Here is a 15263-nt window from a genome sequence, read left to right on the forward strand (position 1 = left end):
AGCCGGTCACCGGCTCCCCCTTCGTCATGTCCAGGTCATCCGGGCCGGGACCGGCCCGCGGGTGGCGTCACACCACCCGGCGGACCGGCCCCGGGGACCGGATCAGATCCCGCCGAGGCGGGGCGCGCAGGGGCTCGACGGCGCGAGCGTGAAGTCGCTCGTCGTCACGAAGCCGGGCTGCACCTGGATCCGTACGGCCTGTGGAATCCAGCCGTCCTTGGCCACGATCACCTCGTAGCGCCCACGCTGCACCCAGTACGCGTACGTACCGTTGCCACCCGAGGTCAGCGTGTAGCCGACGCCCGGCGTGTTGAGCGAGTTGAGGCGGACGGTCGCCGCGACGCCGACCTCGACCCCGGCACAGGTCACCCCGATCACGGTGCCCTGCACCTTGCCCCAGTTGGTCGGCGGCGAGACGTTCATCTCGACGCCGATCGCCGGGACCGGGTAGGCGGTGTTCGAGACGATGCCCAGCTCGGCCGTGTAGGTGCCCGGCTGCTCGACACCGGCCGCCGCGCTGGCGGTCAGGGTGACCTTCACCTTCTTCGACTCACCCGGAGCCAGGGTGAACTCGGTCGGGTCGGTCGTCAGCCACGACACGTCACCCGCGCCGTCGCACAGGTCGAGCCCGCCGAGCGCCTCCGAGTTGTTCGAGCCGACGAAGGAGGACGGCGAACCACCGATCTTGTACGCGCCGCACGCGGCGGCACCCCGGTAGCGGGCGAACTGGGCGTTCGGCAGGTTGAGCCATTCCGCCGCCGCCGGGTCGTAGGCGATCGTCCGGTTGGTGACCGTCGTCGACGCGGCGGTGACGCCACCGGCCAGCACCAGCAGACCGCCGGCGGCGGTGCCCTGCGCACCCCACAGGTCGATCGGCATGTCCGGCAGCGGGCTCCACTGGTCGGCGCCCGGGTCGTAGGAGTACGCGTCCGTGTACTCCGACGTCCCGGCACCGCCGGCGCAGTAGGCCTTGCCCCCGATGCCGCCGCAGGACATCCACGCGACCGCGAGCGGGTAGTCGGCACGGGTGCTGAACGCCGACGCGGCCGGGTCGAAGACGACCGTGTCGTTGGAGTCGGTGCAGGCGCTGTCGGCGCAGCCACCCACCAGGATGACCTTGCCGTCCACGACCGCGGTGCCGGCCGCCGACCGCGGCGCCGGGTTGGTCACGCCGGACAGCGTGCTCCACGTACCGGCCGTCGGGTCGAAGACGTCGACCGAGGCGACGGGCGTGCCGCTCGGACCCCAACCGCCGATGACGTACAGCTTGCCGCCGACGGCCGCCGCCGACGGCTTGGCGCGGGCGTTGGGCATGTCCGGCAGCGCCGCCCAGGCGTTCGTGTCCGGGTCGTAGACCCAGCCCTTCCGCTCGTTGCCGGTGCCGCTGCCACCGCCGACCGAGTAGACCTTGCCGTCCAGCGTCGCGGCGGCGTTGTCGAAGACGCTCGCCGGGTAGTTCGCGATGCCGGTCCAGGCCTCGTCGACCGCCGGAGCGGCCCCGGTCACCCCGGGCGCCGCCGGGTAGGCGGTGCCGGTGGCGGCCTTGCTGATGCCCTTCATCTGGTGCTCGGCGAGCACCGCACCCTGGCGGCCGAGCAGATCGAAGTTGCCCGTCCGCTCGATGAAGCCGACCGTCGCCGGGGCACCACCGGTGTTCTTGACGGTGACGGTGGTGGTGCGGGCGCTGCCGTACGGCTGGTGCGACTCGATCGACGTCGGGCTGACCGTGAGCCGGCCCGAGCGCAGATTGAAGTCCGCCCGTACGACGCCGTTGGCGGCCACGGTGACGTTCCTGTCATGCGGCTGGTACGGCGACCGGCTGGCGCTGAACGGCTGCGACCCGGTCAGGCTGGAGAACAGCCAGTAGAAGCCGTCACCGATGTTCGGGTCGTCCGGCGTCGCCGCCGAGACCCCCTTGTCGAGCGGCTCGTTGACGCTGGTCACGGTCGCGCCGTTGACCGCGGAGGTGGTGTTGGGGTCGTTGACGAAGCCGACGACCAGGCCACCCGGCTCGGGGGAGCAGGTGCGGTTGACGACCTGGACGTCGTCGACCTGCCACCACCAGGCCCAGGTGCCCTTGTAACGGAACCGGATGAGGGCCTCTTCCGCACCCGCGGCCGGGGCCAGCGAGATCTCCTCGATGGTCGGCCCACGCCGGCTGGTGGTCTGGTGCCAGACGTTGACCCAGGTGGTCCCACCGTCGATCGAGACGTCGACGTCGGCGGTGTTGGTGCTGCCGACCGCCCGGAAGTCGCTGTTGAAGCGAAGGTACGGGCCGGTGGCGTCGGACAGGTCGATCGGCGGCGAGATCAGGTCGGTGTCCTGGGTGTTGCCGCTGCCCAACCGGTCACTGTCGATGATGGCGAAGTTGCCGGTGCCACCGGTCAGGTTGCCCCGCAGGCCCGGGTCGTTGAAGACCCAGCCGCCGCTCGCGGTGCGGTTGACCACCGACCAGCCGGCCGGGGTGGTGGTGGCGTCGAAGCTCTCGCTCGTCAGTGGCGCGCCGAACGAGGCCGAGTAGCCGGCCGCCGTGCAGGCGGGGTCGACCTGGACGGCGAAGTCCACGGTCTGCGCCGCCGAGCCGACCGTCACGTCCCGGACGACCGTCTGGTAGCCGGGGTACTGCACGGTGGTGGTGAACCGGTAGTCGGTGTCGCCGGCCACGGTGAACGAGTACTGGCCGGTCACCGGGTTGGTGAAGACGGGGCCACCGGGGCGGCCGGCAACCTCGATCTTCGCGTAGAGCGGGTAGCCGTGCCCGGAACCGTCGGTGACCTTGCCGCTGACCGTGACGACCGGTGCGGCGGTGAGGGTGAAGTCGCGGGTCACCGCGCTGCCCTCGGTCACCGTGACGGTGGCGGTCTGGCTGCCGTAGCCGTACGCGGAGACGGTCACGTCGTGGTCGCCGGCCGGCAGGTTGAGTGCGTACCGACCGTCGGGGCCGGTGACGGTGCTGCGGGCGCCGGAGACGACGTTCGCGCCGACGACCGGGTCGCCGGCCGAGGTGACGGTGCCGCTGACCCGGCCCACCGGGCCGCGCGGGGCCGCGGTGACCGCCTGGTACGTGTTCAGCCGGCCCTCGCCGAAGGTGTTGTTGTTCTGGGGGGTGCCGCCACAGGTGGTCGCGTTGACGTCGATGGCGGTGTCGTCGAGCAGCGCCTGGGTGGCGTCGAGGTCGCCGATCAGGCTCGGGGCCGCCGACCAGATCAGCGCGATCGTGCCGGAGACGTGCGGAGCGGCCATCGAGGTGCCGTTGAAGGCGGCGTACCCGTTGCCGTCCACCGCGGACCGGACGTTGATGCCCGGCGCGGCGATGTTCGGCTTGATGCCACCGTCCACGGCGGACGAACCGCGGCTGGACAGGCTGCCGATGTTGTTGTTGACGTCGTACGCGCCGACCGCGTACGAGATGGGGTAGTCGCCGGGCGAGCCGGTGGTGTTGCAGCCCGGGCCGGAGTTGCCGGCCGAGAAGACCGGGAACATGCCGACCGCCCGCCAGGCGGCGACGGTCTGCAGGTACCACTCGTCGCCGCCGCCACCGCCCCAGGAGTTGTTGATGATGTCGGCGTGCAGGTCGGGGCGGGGGTTCTGGCCGTTGAGGTCGGTCGGCGCGAGCATCCACTGGCCGGACGCGAGCAGGGCGGCGTCGCTGCAGCTACGGCTCTCGCAGCCCTTCGCGGTCATCCACTTGGCGCCGGGCGCGACGCCGATCTGGTTGTCGCCGCCGTCGTCGCCGGTCATCGTGCCCATGGTGTGGGTGCCGTGGTCGTTGTTGTCGCACGGCACGTCGCCGGGGCAGATGTTCGACGGGTCGAACCAGTTGTAGTTGTGGTCGAACGTGCCGTTGCCCAGGTTGCCCCGGTAGCTGTTGACCAGCGCCGGGTGGTCGAACTGGGCGCCGCTGTCGATGCTGCCGATCACGACGCCCTCACCGCGGACGCCGTACTCGCTCCAGACCCGGGGCGCCTCGACGTTGGTGATGTTCCACTCGACCGCCTCGGTGCCCGACCGGGCGGCGGTCGCGGGGCTGCGCTCCGGCTCGACCAGTTCGTAGGTCCGCGCCGGCTCGATGCTCTCCACCTCGGGGCGGGCGGCGATCGCGTCGACCAGCGCCTTGTCGCCGGTGACCCGCAGCGCGTTGGCGATCCAGAATGCCTGGTAGGGCACCTTGCGCTCGTCGAGTTCGGCGCGCAGACCGCGCTGCGTACGGGTCGCCGTGTCGGTGAGCTGCCGGTAGGTTTCGACGGCCCGGGCGTCCGAGGTGGACAGCCGGGCGGCGCCGCCGAGCTGGGCGCGTTCCTTCAGGTAGACGGTGAACTCGGCGCTGCCCTCCCGGGCCAGTTCAGCGGCCAGTTCGGCGCTGACCTCGGCCTTCGGGGCGGCTGACGCGACCCCTGGCGTCCCGGTGAGGGCCAGCAGGATCGCGGCGGCCACGGCCGTCGAACGGGTGACCAACGAACGGCGTCTTAAGCGATGTGACATAGGGTTCCTCTCCCGCAACCGTTTGAAGTCATGCTCTGGTGGGTAGAGGTAGTGATCAATGGGTCCGGGCGGGGCAGTTCTCGGGCAAGATTCTGGCGCCATTCAGGCAAAGGTCAGAAAGTTGTCGCACATCGACGACAGACACTGTTGACTCCGTCGATGGAACGGCGTTGGCTGATGGTGCACGGAAGACCTGGGAGGACTCTGGGAGGACCGCGTTGGTCGATGGCGACGTTCCGCTGGTCGTATGCGTCTCAGCGGATCCGACGGTCCGGGAACGGGTGGTACGACGCCTCGACGACTGCGGCGCCGTCGTGCTCTGCGCCGACCTGACCGAGTTGCGCGCCCTGCTCTTCCCGGCACAGTTCATGCCGCCCACGGCGCCCGCGCCGGCCGCCGCGGTGCCCGTCGGCCCGGTGCCGGTGCCCAGCGCGCCCACGCCGCCCGGCGGCATCCCACCCGTCGTGACCTACCGCCCGGTCGGCCTGACCGGCGAGGTCCTGTCGCCCGCCCTCTCCCCACCCGCGGTCGCGACCCTGCCCGCCCCGGCGCCGACATCCTGGTCCGTCCCGCCGCCCCGGCGCGGTCCGGTGCCGTCGCCCGGGCTCGCCGCCACGTATCCCGGCCCGCCGGTCGAGGAGGCCGACCCGACGATGCCCGCCGGCCCGATCCGGCTCGGCGAACTGACCATCGACGCCGCCGGCCACCTGGTCACCTGGCGCGGCGAACCGCTCGCCCTGACCCGGCTCGAACGGGCCGTGCTCGCCGTGCTCGCCAGCCCACCGGTCGCGGTGTGGACGTACGAGCAGCTCTTCGGCTCGGTCTGGGGCGGCGCCTACCTCGGCGACACCGCGATCCTGCACTCGGCGATGAAACGGTTGCGCCGCAAGCTGCGCGCCGCCGACGACGACCTGCGGGTGCAGACCGTGCGCGGCGTCGGCTACCGGCTCGCCGTACCCAACTGAGGCGCCGCCACCTCGGCCGGGGCGACAGCGGCCGGCACCCCCGGCACTGCGGGCCCGGTCGGTGGACGTGCCACCATGGGCGGCGTGAGCATCGACCCACCCCGGCAGCCCCCGCCGGTCGCACCGCCGCAGGCGCCGCCACCCGGGGGTGGCCCATCCCGGCCGGTGCCCCGCCCGCCCCCCGTCCCCGGCGCTGGCTCGTCGCGGTCGCCGCCGCCTGGGCGGTGGTGCTTCTCGTGCTCGCGTACGTCTCGACCCGCACCGACGAGCCGACCGTCCGCGAGCAGCGCGGCATGGCCGACGCCGGTCCGCACGCCGACCGGGTGATCGGCGAACTCGTCGCCGCCGGCGGCACCGACGTGGTCGCGCAGCTCACCCCGATCCGCTACCGGACCGGGTGCCGGATCACCCCGATCCGCTCCGGTGCCACCCTGGAACGCGGCGTCGCCTTCCGGACGACCGAGGCCGACGCGCCGGCCCTGCTCGACCGGATCGCCGACCGGCTCCCGCCGGCCTGGCGCGCCGGCACCCGGCACAGCGAGGGCGGCACCGTCCACTCGCTGCGCGCCGACGCCGGCGACTTCGTCGGCGTACGCGGCGGGGTCACCTCACCCGGCCTGATCACCCTGACCGTCACCACCGGCTGCCGGCCCACGTCCGCCGACTACGACCCGCTGGTCCACCTGATGGGCCGCCTACCGGTCGACGACGAGCCCGATCGGGTGCTGGGCGCGCTCGGTCTCACCGCCGCCGGAGCGGGCGACCGCCTGTCCGCTGTCTGCCCCCGCGGCGGACTGGTGCACACCGCGTGGGCGACCGGAACCGGCACCCCGACCGGGCCGCTCGGCGAGGCGCTCGCCGAGGTCCGGCCCGCCGACGCCGTGGTGGTGACCGATGCGCCGGACGGCTACGCCTACCGCGCCGGCGACACCGCCGTCGAGGTCCGGGTCGTCGACGGCGAGGTACGGGCGACCGTGACGATCGGCTGCTGACCGCCCGTCGGATCAGCCGCCGGTCGCGCGGGGGTCAGTAGACGAGCGCCTGCGCGCCGTCGGCCAGCGACTCCTCGACGAAGACCGCCGCCCCGGCGATCCGTACGCCGGGCAGCACGTCGTCGGGACCGATGTCGCGCCGGGCCGCACACTGGGTGCACACCGTGACCCGGCCGGCGGCCAGCACCGCGTCGAGCAGGTCGGTCAGCGGCGCCGAATGCGGCAGGTCGAACTCTGCCGCGCGGCCGGGCAGGGCGAACCACGACGACTCACCGGTCAGCCACAACGACACGTCGAACCCCGCCGCCGCCGCCGTCGCGGCGACCGTGAACGCCTGCGCGCACCGTTCCGCCGAATCCGAACCGGCGGTGGCCTTGACGACGAGAGTGCGAGCCATGGGGATCAGCATAGGATGACCTTCGTGGTCACCGAGATCGGGTTCGTCAGCCTGCTGGTCGCGGGATTCGGCGCCCTCGCCGGTGGCCTCGTCTACCTAGCCGTACGCATCTCGAGAGGACGCTGGTGACTACTCCCGCGGACGAGAACCCGATCGGCCCGCCACCGTGGCTCAACGCACCGCCGGTCGATCCGTACCCGTTCGAGGAGACACACGATCTGCGGGTCGGGCCCGACCTGCACCCGGCGTTGCTGGGCCTGCTGCCGTACGTCGGGGTCTGGCGCGGCCGGGGCCGCGGCGGCTATCCCACGATCGAGGACTTCGACTACGCCCAGGAGATCCGGATCAGCCACGACGGCCGGCCGTTCCTGCAGTACGAGTCACGGGCCTGGCTGCTCGACGAGCAGAGCCGGCCGATCCGGCCGGCCGGCCGTGAGGTCGGCTGGTGGCGGCCGGTGTTCGACGGCGAGCGGGTCACCGACGATCTCGAAGCGCTGATGATGACCCCGACCGGCATCATGGAGCTGTACCTCGGCCGGGTCAGCGGCACCCAGGTCGAGCTGGCGACCGACGCGGTGCTGCGGACCGCCACCGCCAAGGAGGTCACCGGCGGCCACCGCCTCTTCGGCATCGTCGAGGGGGCGCTGCTCTACGCCCAGGAGATGGCCGCCGTCGGCCACGGCCTGACCCCGCACCTGTCCGCCCGCCTCGTCCGCGTCGGCGGCTGACCCGCACCTCGGCTCCCCGGACCAGTCGCCCGGCGGCCGGTCCGGACGCCGGGCTGCCGACCTCCGGGCCGGCGGCGCGGGCCGGGGACGCGACGGTCGGTGGGCTGACGGTCAACAGCCCGGCGGCCGGTCCGGACGCCGTCAGGCGAAGCCGAGCAGCTCGCGGATCGCCGCGGTGTGCGGCGACGGCGGCAACGGCACGCCGTCGAGTGTCCGCACCTCGGCCAACCCCCGGACCGACGAGGTGAACCACACCCCGCCGGTCGAGTGCAGGCCGGCCGGCGTCACCATCCGCTCGTCGGCCGCCCAGCCCAGCTCGCCGGCCCGGGCCAGCAGCCAACCGGCGGTCACCCCGGGCAGGATGCCGGTCGCCGCCGCCGGCACCGTGCACAGTGTCGCCCCGTCCAGCCAGACCAGGCTGGCGGCCGGCCCCTCCAGGGCGAACCCCTCGGTCGACGTCCACAGCACGTCGTCGACCCCGTTCGCCACCGCCCAGCGGCGGGTCGCCTGACTGACCCCGTACGACGTGCTCTTGACCCCGGCGAGCAGCCACGGCGCCGCCGCCCGGGCGCTCGCGGCGACGCCCAGCGGCAGGGTCGCCACCGAGATACCGGTGCGCCGGGCCCGCACCGCGGCCGCGCCGATGCCGGACAGGGTGGCGAAGGCGGTGGGCGGGCCGCCGTGCTCGGGGCCCCGGGTGCAGACCAGCCGTAGCGCGCCCTCCAGGTCGGCGGGCCAGGCCGCGCAGACCAGGTCGAGCAGCCCGGCGAGGTCGGGCAGCGGGGCCAGCGGCAGGTCGACCAGGTCGGCCGAGCGGGCCAGCCGGGCCAGGTGCAGGTCGCGCAGCCAGGGCTGCCCGGCGCGTACGTGCATGGTCTCGAACAGGCCGTCACCGTGCAGCACGCCCCGGTCGTCGGCGCGTACGACCGGCGTTTCCGGGGCGACCAGGCCCCGGCCCAGGACGGCGACGAACTGTGGGCTGGACACGACTCCCGAGCGTAACGGGGATCCGAACTATGATCGGGCCGTGTCGGACACATCGCTCGCCGAAGTGCTGCGGTCGCGGGGGCTGCGGCTCACCGCGCAGCGGCAACTGATTCTCGAAGCCGTGCACGACCTGGGGCACGGAACCCCGGAACAGGTGCACAACGCCGTCCGCGAGGTCGCCGCGGGCGTGAACATCACCACGATCTACCGCACCCTGGAACTACTCGAAGAGCTCGGGCTGGTTACCCATACGCACCTGTCGCACGGGTCGCCGACCTACCACCCGGCCGGCGCCGACCAGCACGCCCACCTGGTGTGCCGCTCGTGCGGCGAGGTGGACGAGATCGACCCGACGACCCTGATGCCGTTGGCCGAGCAGTTGGCGACGCAGCGGGGTTTCCAGGTCGACATCGGGCACGTGTCGTTTTTCGGGGTCTGCGCGAAGTGTGGGGAGCAGGAATGATCGATCTACCGGGCGCGGTGGCCGTCGAGGCCATCGACGAGGAGTCGCCGGACGCCGGCGTCGCCGCCCACTACGGCGACCCCAACCGGGAGCAGCGGGCACTCGCCACCGACGTCGGGCTGGTCGACCGCTCCAACCGGGGGGTGCTGGCCGTACCCGGCGAGGAACGGGTGAGCTGGCTGCACACCATCACCACCCAGCATCTCGCCACGCTGGCCGACGGGCAGGGCACCGAACTGCTCGTCCTCTCCCCGCACGGGCACGTCGAGCACCACGCCCTGGTCGCCGAACTCGACGACACCACCTGGCTCGACACCGAACCCGGGCCGGCGGCCGGCGAACTGCTGGGCTTCCTGGAGAAGATGCGCTTCTTCACCCGGGTCGAGCCCCGCGACGCCACGGCCGAGTGGGCCGTGCTGTCGCTGGTCGGCCCGCGCGCGGCCCAGGCCGCCGGGACGCTCGGCGTCGACGGGCTCACCGGCCCCGACACCCTCGGCGTCCCGGCCGCGAAGTTCGCCGCCGGCTCCGTGCCGTCCCGCCCCACCAGCCGGTACGTCGTACGGCCGCTGGCCGGCGGCGGCTGGGCCCGGCAGGGACCGCTCGGCGTCGACCTGCTGGTGCCCCGGGGTTCGGTCGAGGCGGTGGCCGGCCGGCTGACCGCCTCGGGTGTGCCGGCCGCCGGGCTGTGGGCGTACGAGGCGATCCGGGTGGCCGCCCGCCTCCCCCGCGTCGGCTTCGAGACCGACCACCGCACCATTCCCGCCGAGATCGACCTGGTGGCGCCGGCAGTGCACCTCGACAAGGGCTGCTACCGCGGGCAGGAGACGGTGGCCCGGGTGCACAACCTCGGCCGTCCGCCGCGCCGGTTGGTGCTGCTGCACCTCGACGGGGTGGCCACCGACCAGCCGCCGGCGCAGGGCAGCCCGGTCACCACCGACGACGGCCGGACGGTCGGCTTCGTCGGCACCGCCGTACGCCACTTCGAGCTGGGCATGGTGGCGCTGGCCGTGCTCAAGCGGAACGTCGCCGACGACGCCCGGCTGACGGTCGGCGAGTCCGCCGCCGCCATCGATCCGGCGGCGGAACCGAGCCGGGTGGCCTGACCGCATCCGGCCCTAGGATCAGCGGCATGACGACAACGACGTTGATCACGGTGGCGCCGACCGGCGCCGAGTCCAGCAAGGCTGACGTACCGGCGCTTCCGGTGACCATCGACGAGCTGGTGGTCACGGCGAAGGAGTGCGAGGCGCTCGGCGCCGCCGTGATCCACGTCCACATCCGCGACGACGACGCCCGGCCGACCCTCGACCTCGGTCGGCTGCGGGCGACGGTCGCCGCGTTGCGTGAGTCCACCGACCTGGTCGTGCAGCTGTCCAGCGGCGGGGCGGTCACCGACCCGGAGGCCGACCGGCTGGCGGTCCTCGACGCGGCGCCGGACATGGCGTCCTGCACGATGGGCACGGTCAACTTCGGCGACGACGTCTTCCTCAACCGCTGGGAGTTCATCGTCGACCTGCACACCCGGATGCAGGAGCGCGGCATCGTGCCGGAGTACGAGATCTTCGACCTCGGCCACCTGACCGCCCTCCAGCGCCTCCTCGGCAAGTACGGCCTGCCGGCCGGCGGCCACGTGCACGTCGACTTCGTGATGGGGGTGCCGGGCGGGCTGCCGGGTACGGCCGACGCCCTGGTGGCGTGCCGCCAGGCAGTTCGTGACCTGCCCGAAGGCACCACGTTCGCGGCCACCGGCGTCGGCCGCACCACCATCCCGGTGATGCTCGCCGCGCTGTCGACCGGTGGTCATCTGCGGGTCGGGATGGAAGACACCCTGACGTACGCCAAGGGACGTCCGGTCGACTCGAACATGCAGCTCGTCGCCCGGGCGGTCGGGTTCGCCCGGCTGGCCGAGCGGCCGCCGATGTCGCCCGCCGAGGCGCGCGAACTGCTCGGCATCCCCGCCCGCCCGTGACCGCCGGCCACGCCGGACCGTACGCCGGTGGGGTTCCGCTCGCCGAGGTGGTCCGGTCCGGTTTCGTGGAGGGCTTCCACCACGGCTCGGTGGTGGTGCTCGACGCGGCCGGCCGGGTCCTGGACGCGGCCGGCGACGTACGCGCACCGGTCTTTCCCCGGTCGTCGGCCAAGCCGATGCAGACGGCCGGCATGCTGCGTGCCGGGCTGCCGGTGACCGAGCCCGCCGACCTGGCGCTGGTCAGCGCGAGCCATCATGGCGAGCCGCCGCACCTGGCCCGGGTGGCGGCGCTGCTGCACGGTGCCGGGCTGGGCGAGGCCGACCTGCACTGCCCGCCCGATCTGCCGATCGGCGCGGCGGCGGCCGAGGCGGTGCTGCGGGCCGGTGGCGGCCCGACGCGGCTGCGGATGAACTGTTCCGGCAAGCACGCCGGGATGCTGCTCACCTGCCGCGCGGCCGGCTGGCCGATCGCCGGCTACTGGCAGCCGGAGCATCCGCTGCAGCGGCGGCTGCGGGCGACGGTCGAGGAGTTCACCGGTGAACGGGTCGCCGCGACCGGGGTCGACGGATGTGGCGCACCGGTGTTGGCGGTTTCGCTGACCGGGCTGGCCACCGCCTTTCATCGGCTGGTGTCCGCCGCACCGGGCACGGTGGAGCGTACGGTCGCCGACGCGATGCGGGCTTATCCGGCGATGGTGTCCGGCACCGGTCCGGACGCCGAGGACAACCTGCTCATGGGCGGGATACCGGGCCTGCTGACCAAGGTCGGCGCGGAGGGGGTCATGGCCGCCGCGTTGCCGGGCGCCGGTGCCGTGGCACTGAAGATCGACGACGGTGGGCGGCGGGCCCGCCCACCGGTGCTGGTGTCCGCGCTACGTCGGCTCGGGGTGACCGCCCCGGTGCTGGCGCAACTCGCCGAGCCGCCGATCAACGGCGGCGGTGCCCGGGTGGGCGAGGTCCGCGCCGTGTGGTGACCCGGCCGCCTCCTCGCGATCTTGCAGTTATCACCCGACAATTGCCATAAAAGGGGGAGACAACTGCAAGATCGCGGGATACTGGGGTGTGGTGGTCGCCGTGAAATCGCTAACTGTGGCTAGCGTTTTGCTTGCAAGAGCAAGCGCTCGGAGCTACCTTCGGTTCCATGCCCAGCCGTAAGGACCTTCCCCGCGATATCGGCGGCTTCATTCGCGACCTGCGTCACAACGCGCGGATCTCGATGCGCCAGCTGGCCGATCAGGCCGGGGTGAGCAATCCCTACCTGAGCCAGATCGAGCGTGGGCTGCGCAAGCCCAGCGCCGAGGTGCTCCAGCAACTCGCCAGCGCGCTGCGGGTTTCCGCCCCGATGCTCTACCTGCGGGCCGGCCTGCTCGACGCCGAGGGGGAGGGGGTGCTCGCCGCGATCGCCGTCGACCCCGACCTGACGATCGCGCAGAAGCAGTCGCTGAGCCAGATCTACGAGACGTTCCGCCGGGAGAACGCCCGTCAGGCCGAGGAGGCTCCGGCCGCGCCGGGCGGCGACGAGACACCCGGCGGCACCGCGCAACCGGCCGACGGGGTGATCGAGTCCGTGGCCGTCACCGAGGCCGGCGCGACGCCCGCGCCTGCCACCGAGACCCCTGTGTCCGCGAAGACCGAGGCCGGCGCGGCGCCCGCGCCTGCCACCGAGACCCCTGTGTCCGCGAAGAAGGTCGCCGGGACGGCGATCAGGAAGGCCGTCGCCCCGGCGGCCGAAGAGGAGAAGCCATGACCCAGCCGAAGACGACGACCCGGATCCCCGCCCCGCTCTACGCCGCCGCCGGTGCCGGCGAACTCGCCTACCAGCAGCTGCTCAAGCTGCCCGCCGTCGTCAACGAACTGGGTGGCAAGGCGGTCGTCACCACCTTCGAACTGCGGGAGAAGGCGGCCGCGACCCTGCGCAACGCCAACGCGACCGCCGTCAACCTGCGGGACAAGGCCACCGCGACCGACGTCGACGTCGAGCGGCTGCGCGAGACGGCCATGCGCAACGCGGCCGCCGTCGTGGCCGGCGCCCAGGCCGCGCAGGAGCGCGCGGTCGCCGTCTACGGCCGCCTGGTCGCGCACGGCGAGCGGGTGGTCGGCACCCGGGTCGTGAAGACGGCCGGCATCGTCGACGCCGACATCGAGGCGACCGAGGCGCCGGCCGAGGTGACCGCCGCGCCGACGAAGGTCGAGGACACCGCCGAGGCGACCACCGACGCCGTCGTCACCCCGGCCGATGTTGCCGAGCGGGCGACCGCCAAGCCGACCAAGCGGACCCGTACCACCACCAAGTGACGTACCGTCGGCGGCCCCGGACGCGGTGTTCCACGCGGCCGGGGCCGCCGGCATAAGCTGTTCGCATGGACCACGCCGCGCCGATCTTCGTCTACGATGTGCGCACCATAATCGACCTGGTGCTCCTGGTGTTTACCCTCGTCGTGCAGGGGGTCGCCTTCGTCCACTGCCTGACCCAGCGCGGCGAGGCGTTCCCGGCCATCGGCACCCTGCCCAAGGGCGCCTGGCTCGCCATCCTCGGCATCTGCCTGCTGCTGACGCTGCTCTTCTTCCCGGCGATGCCGCTCAGCATCTTCGGCCTGATCGGCACGGCCGCCGCCCTGGTCTACCTGCTCGACGTACGGGCCGGCCTGCGGGATCTGACCGACGGCAAAGGCTTCTGGTGAGAGATTTCCGTTGGCCACCGCCACCCGATGGTGGCCCACGGACCTACGGTCCCGGCCCGAGCGCACCCCGGACCGGCCGTCCGGCGCTGCCCGAGCCGGCGACCGAGATCGTCACCACCCCGCACGGCGTACGTCTCGAACGGCTGGTCACCGGCAGCGGACGACCGGTGACGGTCTTCGCCCACGGATTCGGCAGCGGCATCGCGACCACCCGGCCGCTGGGCAGCGCGGTGACCGGCGGCAAGGTCTTCTTCCAGTTCCGGGGGCACGGTCGGTCCGGCGCGCCACCCGGTCCGTGGACCTATCGTGACCTGGCCCGCGACCTGCGGGCGATCGCCGACCTGTCCGGCGCCGGCCGTGCGGTCGGGGTCAGTCTCGGTGCCGGCGCCCTCGGCCGGCTGCTGACGGAGAGCCCCGAACGGTTCGAGCGGGTCGTGTTCTTCCTGCCGGCGGTGCTCGACGAGGCGCGGCCGGCGGCGTCGACCGAACGGCTGCACCACCTGCTCGACGCGGTCGGTGCCGGCGACATATCCGCCGTTGCCGACGTGCTGTCGGCGGAGATCCCACCAGCCGTACGCAACACCCCGGCCTCCTGGGCCTACCTGCGGCAGCGTATCGACCAGCTCATGCGCGACGGGCTGGCGCCGGAACTCGCCGACCTGCCCGGCGAGGTCGCGATCCCGGACCGGGCGGTGTTGTCGCGGGTGACCGCCCGGGCCCTGGTGATCGGCTGTGTCGGTGACGACCTGCATCCGGTCGCGGCCGCCGAGGCGCTCGCCGCCGCGCTGCCAAAGGCCGAGCTGCACGTCTACGACCGGCCCGGCGTCTTCTGGACCAACCGCGCCGACCTGCGTGAGCGGATCTCCACCTTCCTCAACTAGTCGACCCGGGCAGGTGGTCGGCGCGGACGGTCAGCAGCCAGCGTTCCGCCGCCGCCTCGTCCGGTTGGTCCGGCAGCGGGGTACGGATCACCCCGAACTCGTGCTCGGTCGATTCCAGCAGCTGTCGCGCCACGTCGAGATCGCCGGCGGCGACCCGTTCGCCGAACTCGACGAACCGGGCCGGTTCGGTGAGCCGGATCTCCAACCGTCCGGTGGCGTAGAGCAGCCGTCCCTGATGCAGCAGCCGGGCCAGGTGACGGGCGTGTTTGGCGGTACGTCGGCGGGTGTCGGCGGAGAAGGTGCCGTCGTCCCGGCCGGCCAGCCGGCGGAACTGCTGGCCGGCGTAGCCGAGGTAGGCGTCGCGGACCCGGGGCGCGGACAGGAACGCCGTCCGGATGGCGATCAGTTCGTCGCCCCACGGCGTACGTGTCTCGTAGAGATCCTCGGGTAGCCAGACGAGTTCGGTCGCGGTGGGGTTTCCGCCCAGTGCGAGCCGGCACCATTTGGCCGCCTCGTGCAGCGTGCTGTCCGGCGCGGTCGTGACGATCGACTCGCGCGGCGGGTGCAGCCCGTGGAAGGCGACCGTGGGAGCGGCGAAGACACCGAGCCGGTCGACGTCCGAGCCGGAGTGGCCCAGGCCGTACGCGGTCGACCCGACAATTCCGGCCAGCAGTACGTGCATATCGGCCATCATGCCGTAACCTTCCGCCCCTCAATA

Annotated in this window: 16 protein-coding genes; 12 read left to right on the top strand and 4 right to left on the bottom strand. The window is 72.9% G+C overall.

Annotation, left to right across the window (positions count from 1 at the left end; translation table 11 throughout):
* Positions 1–102: 102 nt before the first annotated feature.
* Complete coding sequence (locus Prubr_RS15275; RefSeq protein ID WP_212825995.1) at positions 103–4482, bottom strand: S8 family serine peptidase; 4380 nt, start codon at positions 4480–4482, stop codon at positions 103–105.
* Positions 4483–5018: 536 nt separating this feature from the next.
* Between Prubr_RS15275 and Prubr_RS15280 the strand changes: the two genes are divergently transcribed.
* Together Prubr_RS15280 and Prubr_RS15285 are read left to right on the top strand one after the other, a co-directional pair.
* Positions 5019–5447: a winged helix-turn-helix domain-containing protein gene (locus tag Prubr_RS15280; RefSeq protein WP_425518053.1), complete on the top strand. Its 429-nt coding sequence runs from the start codon at positions 5019–5021 to the stop codon at positions 5445–5447.
* Between the two features lie 236 nt (positions 5448–5683).
* Positions 5684–6439 (top strand): hypothetical protein, encoded by a 756-nt coding sequence (locus Prubr_RS15285; protein WP_212825997.1) that lies wholly within the window; start codon positions 5684–5686, stop codon positions 6437–6439.
* Positions 6440–6473: 34 nt separating this feature from the next.
* On the opposite strand, the gene Prubr_RS15290 is transcribed toward Prubr_RS15285, so the two are convergent.
* Positions 6474–6848 carry a DsrE family protein gene (locus Prubr_RS15290; protein ID WP_212825999.1) on the bottom strand — a complete coding sequence of 125 codons (375 nt, stop codon included), beginning with the start codon at positions 6846–6848 and terminating at the stop codon, positions 6474–6476.
* Positions 6849–6860: 12 nt separating this feature from the next.
* On the opposite strand from Prubr_RS15290, the gene mtfM reads away from it, so the two are divergent.
* Positions 6861–6965, top strand: a complete 105-nt coding sequence (gene mtfM / locus Prubr_RS37670) for a small membrane protein MtfM (RefSeq protein ID WP_269746704.1) — start codon at positions 6861–6863, stop codon at positions 6963–6965.
* Positions 6962–7564, top strand: coding sequence for a heme-binding beta-barrel domain-containing protein (locus Prubr_RS15295; RefSeq protein WP_212826001.1), 603 nt, complete (start codon positions 6962–6964; stop codon positions 7562–7564). Before mtfM ends, Prubr_RS15295 begins: the two co-directional genes overlap by 4 nt.
* Positions 7565–7705: 141 nt before the next feature.
* On the opposite strand, the gene Prubr_RS15300 is transcribed toward Prubr_RS15295, so the two are convergent.
* The gene (locus tag Prubr_RS15300) at positions 7706–8551 is read right to left on the bottom strand and encodes an aminotransferase class IV (protein WP_212826003.1); all 846 of its coding nucleotides are present in this window, start codon (positions 8549–8551) and stop codon (positions 7706–7708) included.
* Positions 8552–8591: 40 nt separating this feature from the next.
* Here Prubr_RS15300 and Prubr_RS15305 point away from each other — a divergent pair, with 40 nt between their 5' ends.
* The 8 genes from Prubr_RS15305 (at position 8592) to Prubr_RS15340 (ending at position 14545) form a co-directional block, all read left to right on the top strand.
* On the top strand, positions 8592–9014 hold the full coding sequence (locus tag Prubr_RS15305; protein ID WP_212826005.1) for a Fur family transcriptional regulator: 423 nt from the start codon (positions 8592–8594) through the stop codon (positions 9012–9014).
* The gene (ygfZ, locus tag Prubr_RS15310) at positions 9011–10117 is read left to right on the top strand and encodes a CAF17-like 4Fe-4S cluster assembly/insertion protein YgfZ (protein ID WP_212826007.1); all 1107 of its coding nucleotides are present in this window, start codon (positions 9011–9013) and stop codon (positions 10115–10117) included. Before Prubr_RS15305 ends, ygfZ begins: the two co-directional genes overlap by 4 nt.
* Positions 10118–10143: 26 nt before the next feature.
* Entirely contained in the window at positions 10144–10983 is an 840-nt protein-coding gene (locus tag Prubr_RS15315; protein ID WP_212826009.1) for a beta-keto acid cleavage family enzyme, read from the top strand.
* The gene (locus Prubr_RS15320) at positions 10980–11957 is read left to right on the top strand and encodes an asparaginase (protein ID WP_212826011.1); all 978 of its coding nucleotides are present in this window, start codon (positions 10980–10982) and stop codon (positions 11955–11957) included. The genes Prubr_RS15315 and Prubr_RS15320 overlap by 4 nt, the downstream gene beginning before the upstream one ends.
* 167 nt (positions 11958–12124) lie before the next feature.
* The gene (locus Prubr_RS15325; protein ID WP_212826014.1) at positions 12125–12730 is read left to right on the top strand and encodes a helix-turn-helix domain-containing protein; all 606 of its coding nucleotides are present in this window, start codon (positions 12125–12127) and stop codon (positions 12728–12730) included.
* A complete protein-coding gene (locus Prubr_RS15330; RefSeq protein WP_212826016.1) occupies positions 12727–13278 on the top strand; it encodes a hypothetical protein in 552 nt (183 codons plus the stop codon). The genes Prubr_RS15325 and Prubr_RS15330 overlap by 4 nt, the downstream gene beginning before the upstream one ends.
* A gap of 65 nt (positions 13279–13343) precedes the next feature.
* Complete coding sequence (locus Prubr_RS15335; protein ID WP_212826018.1) at positions 13344–13664, top strand: DUF2516 family protein; 321 nt, start codon at positions 13344–13346, stop codon at positions 13662–13664.
* Positions 13661–14545 carry an alpha/beta fold hydrolase gene (locus Prubr_RS15340; protein ID WP_212826020.1) on the top strand — a complete coding sequence of 295 codons (885 nt, stop codon included), beginning with the start codon at positions 13661–13663 and terminating at the stop codon, positions 14543–14545. Before Prubr_RS15335 ends, Prubr_RS15340 begins: the two co-directional genes overlap by 4 nt.
* Here Prubr_RS15340 and Prubr_RS15345 read toward each other — a convergent pair.
* Positions 14538–15239 carry a nucleotidyltransferase domain-containing protein gene (locus Prubr_RS15345; protein WP_343221649.1) on the bottom strand — a complete coding sequence of 234 codons (702 nt, stop codon included), beginning with the start codon at positions 15237–15239 and terminating at the stop codon, positions 14538–14540. The genes Prubr_RS15340 and Prubr_RS15345 overlap by 8 nt on opposite strands.
* Between the last annotated feature and the right edge of the window lie 24 nt (positions 15240–15263).

Source organism: Polymorphospora rubra (genome assembly GCF_018324255.1).
In the GTDB taxonomy this organism is placed as follows: Bacteria; Actinomycetota; Actinomycetes; order Mycobacteriales; family Micromonosporaceae; genus Polymorphospora; species Polymorphospora rubra.

Bases quoted from the DNA above. Each gene is read 5' to 3' on its own strand.
- Prubr_RS15290 (WP_212825999.1), bottom strand. From the start codon at position 6,848: ATGCTGATCCCCATGGCTCGCACTCTCGTCGTCAAGGCCACCGCCGGT.
- Prubr_RS15345 (WP_343221649.1), bottom strand. From the start codon at position 15,239: ATGATGGCCGATATGCACGTACTGCTGGCCGGAATTGTCGGGTCGACC.
- ygfZ (WP_212826007.1), top strand. From the start codon at position 9,011: ATGATCGATCTACCGGGCGCGGTGGCCGTCGAGGCCATCGACGAGGAG.
- Prubr_RS15325 (WP_212826014.1), top strand. From the start codon at position 12,125: ATGCCCAGCCGTAAGGACCTTCCCCGCGATATCGGCGGCTTCATTCGC.
- Prubr_RS15335 (WP_212826018.1), top strand. From the start codon at position 13,344: ATGGACCACGCCGCGCCGATCTTCGTCTACGATGTGCGCACCATAATC.
- Prubr_RS15330 (WP_212826016.1), top strand. From the start codon at position 12,727: ATGACCCAGCCGAAGACGACGACCCGGATCCCCGCCCCGCTCTACGCC.
- Prubr_RS15275 (WP_212825995.1), bottom strand. From the start codon at position 4,482: ATGTCACATCGCTTAAGACGCCGTTCGTTGGTCACCCGTTCGACGGCC.
- Prubr_RS15315 (WP_212826009.1), top strand. From the start codon at position 10,144: ATGACGACAACGACGTTGATCACGGTGGCGCCGACCGGCGCCGAGTCC.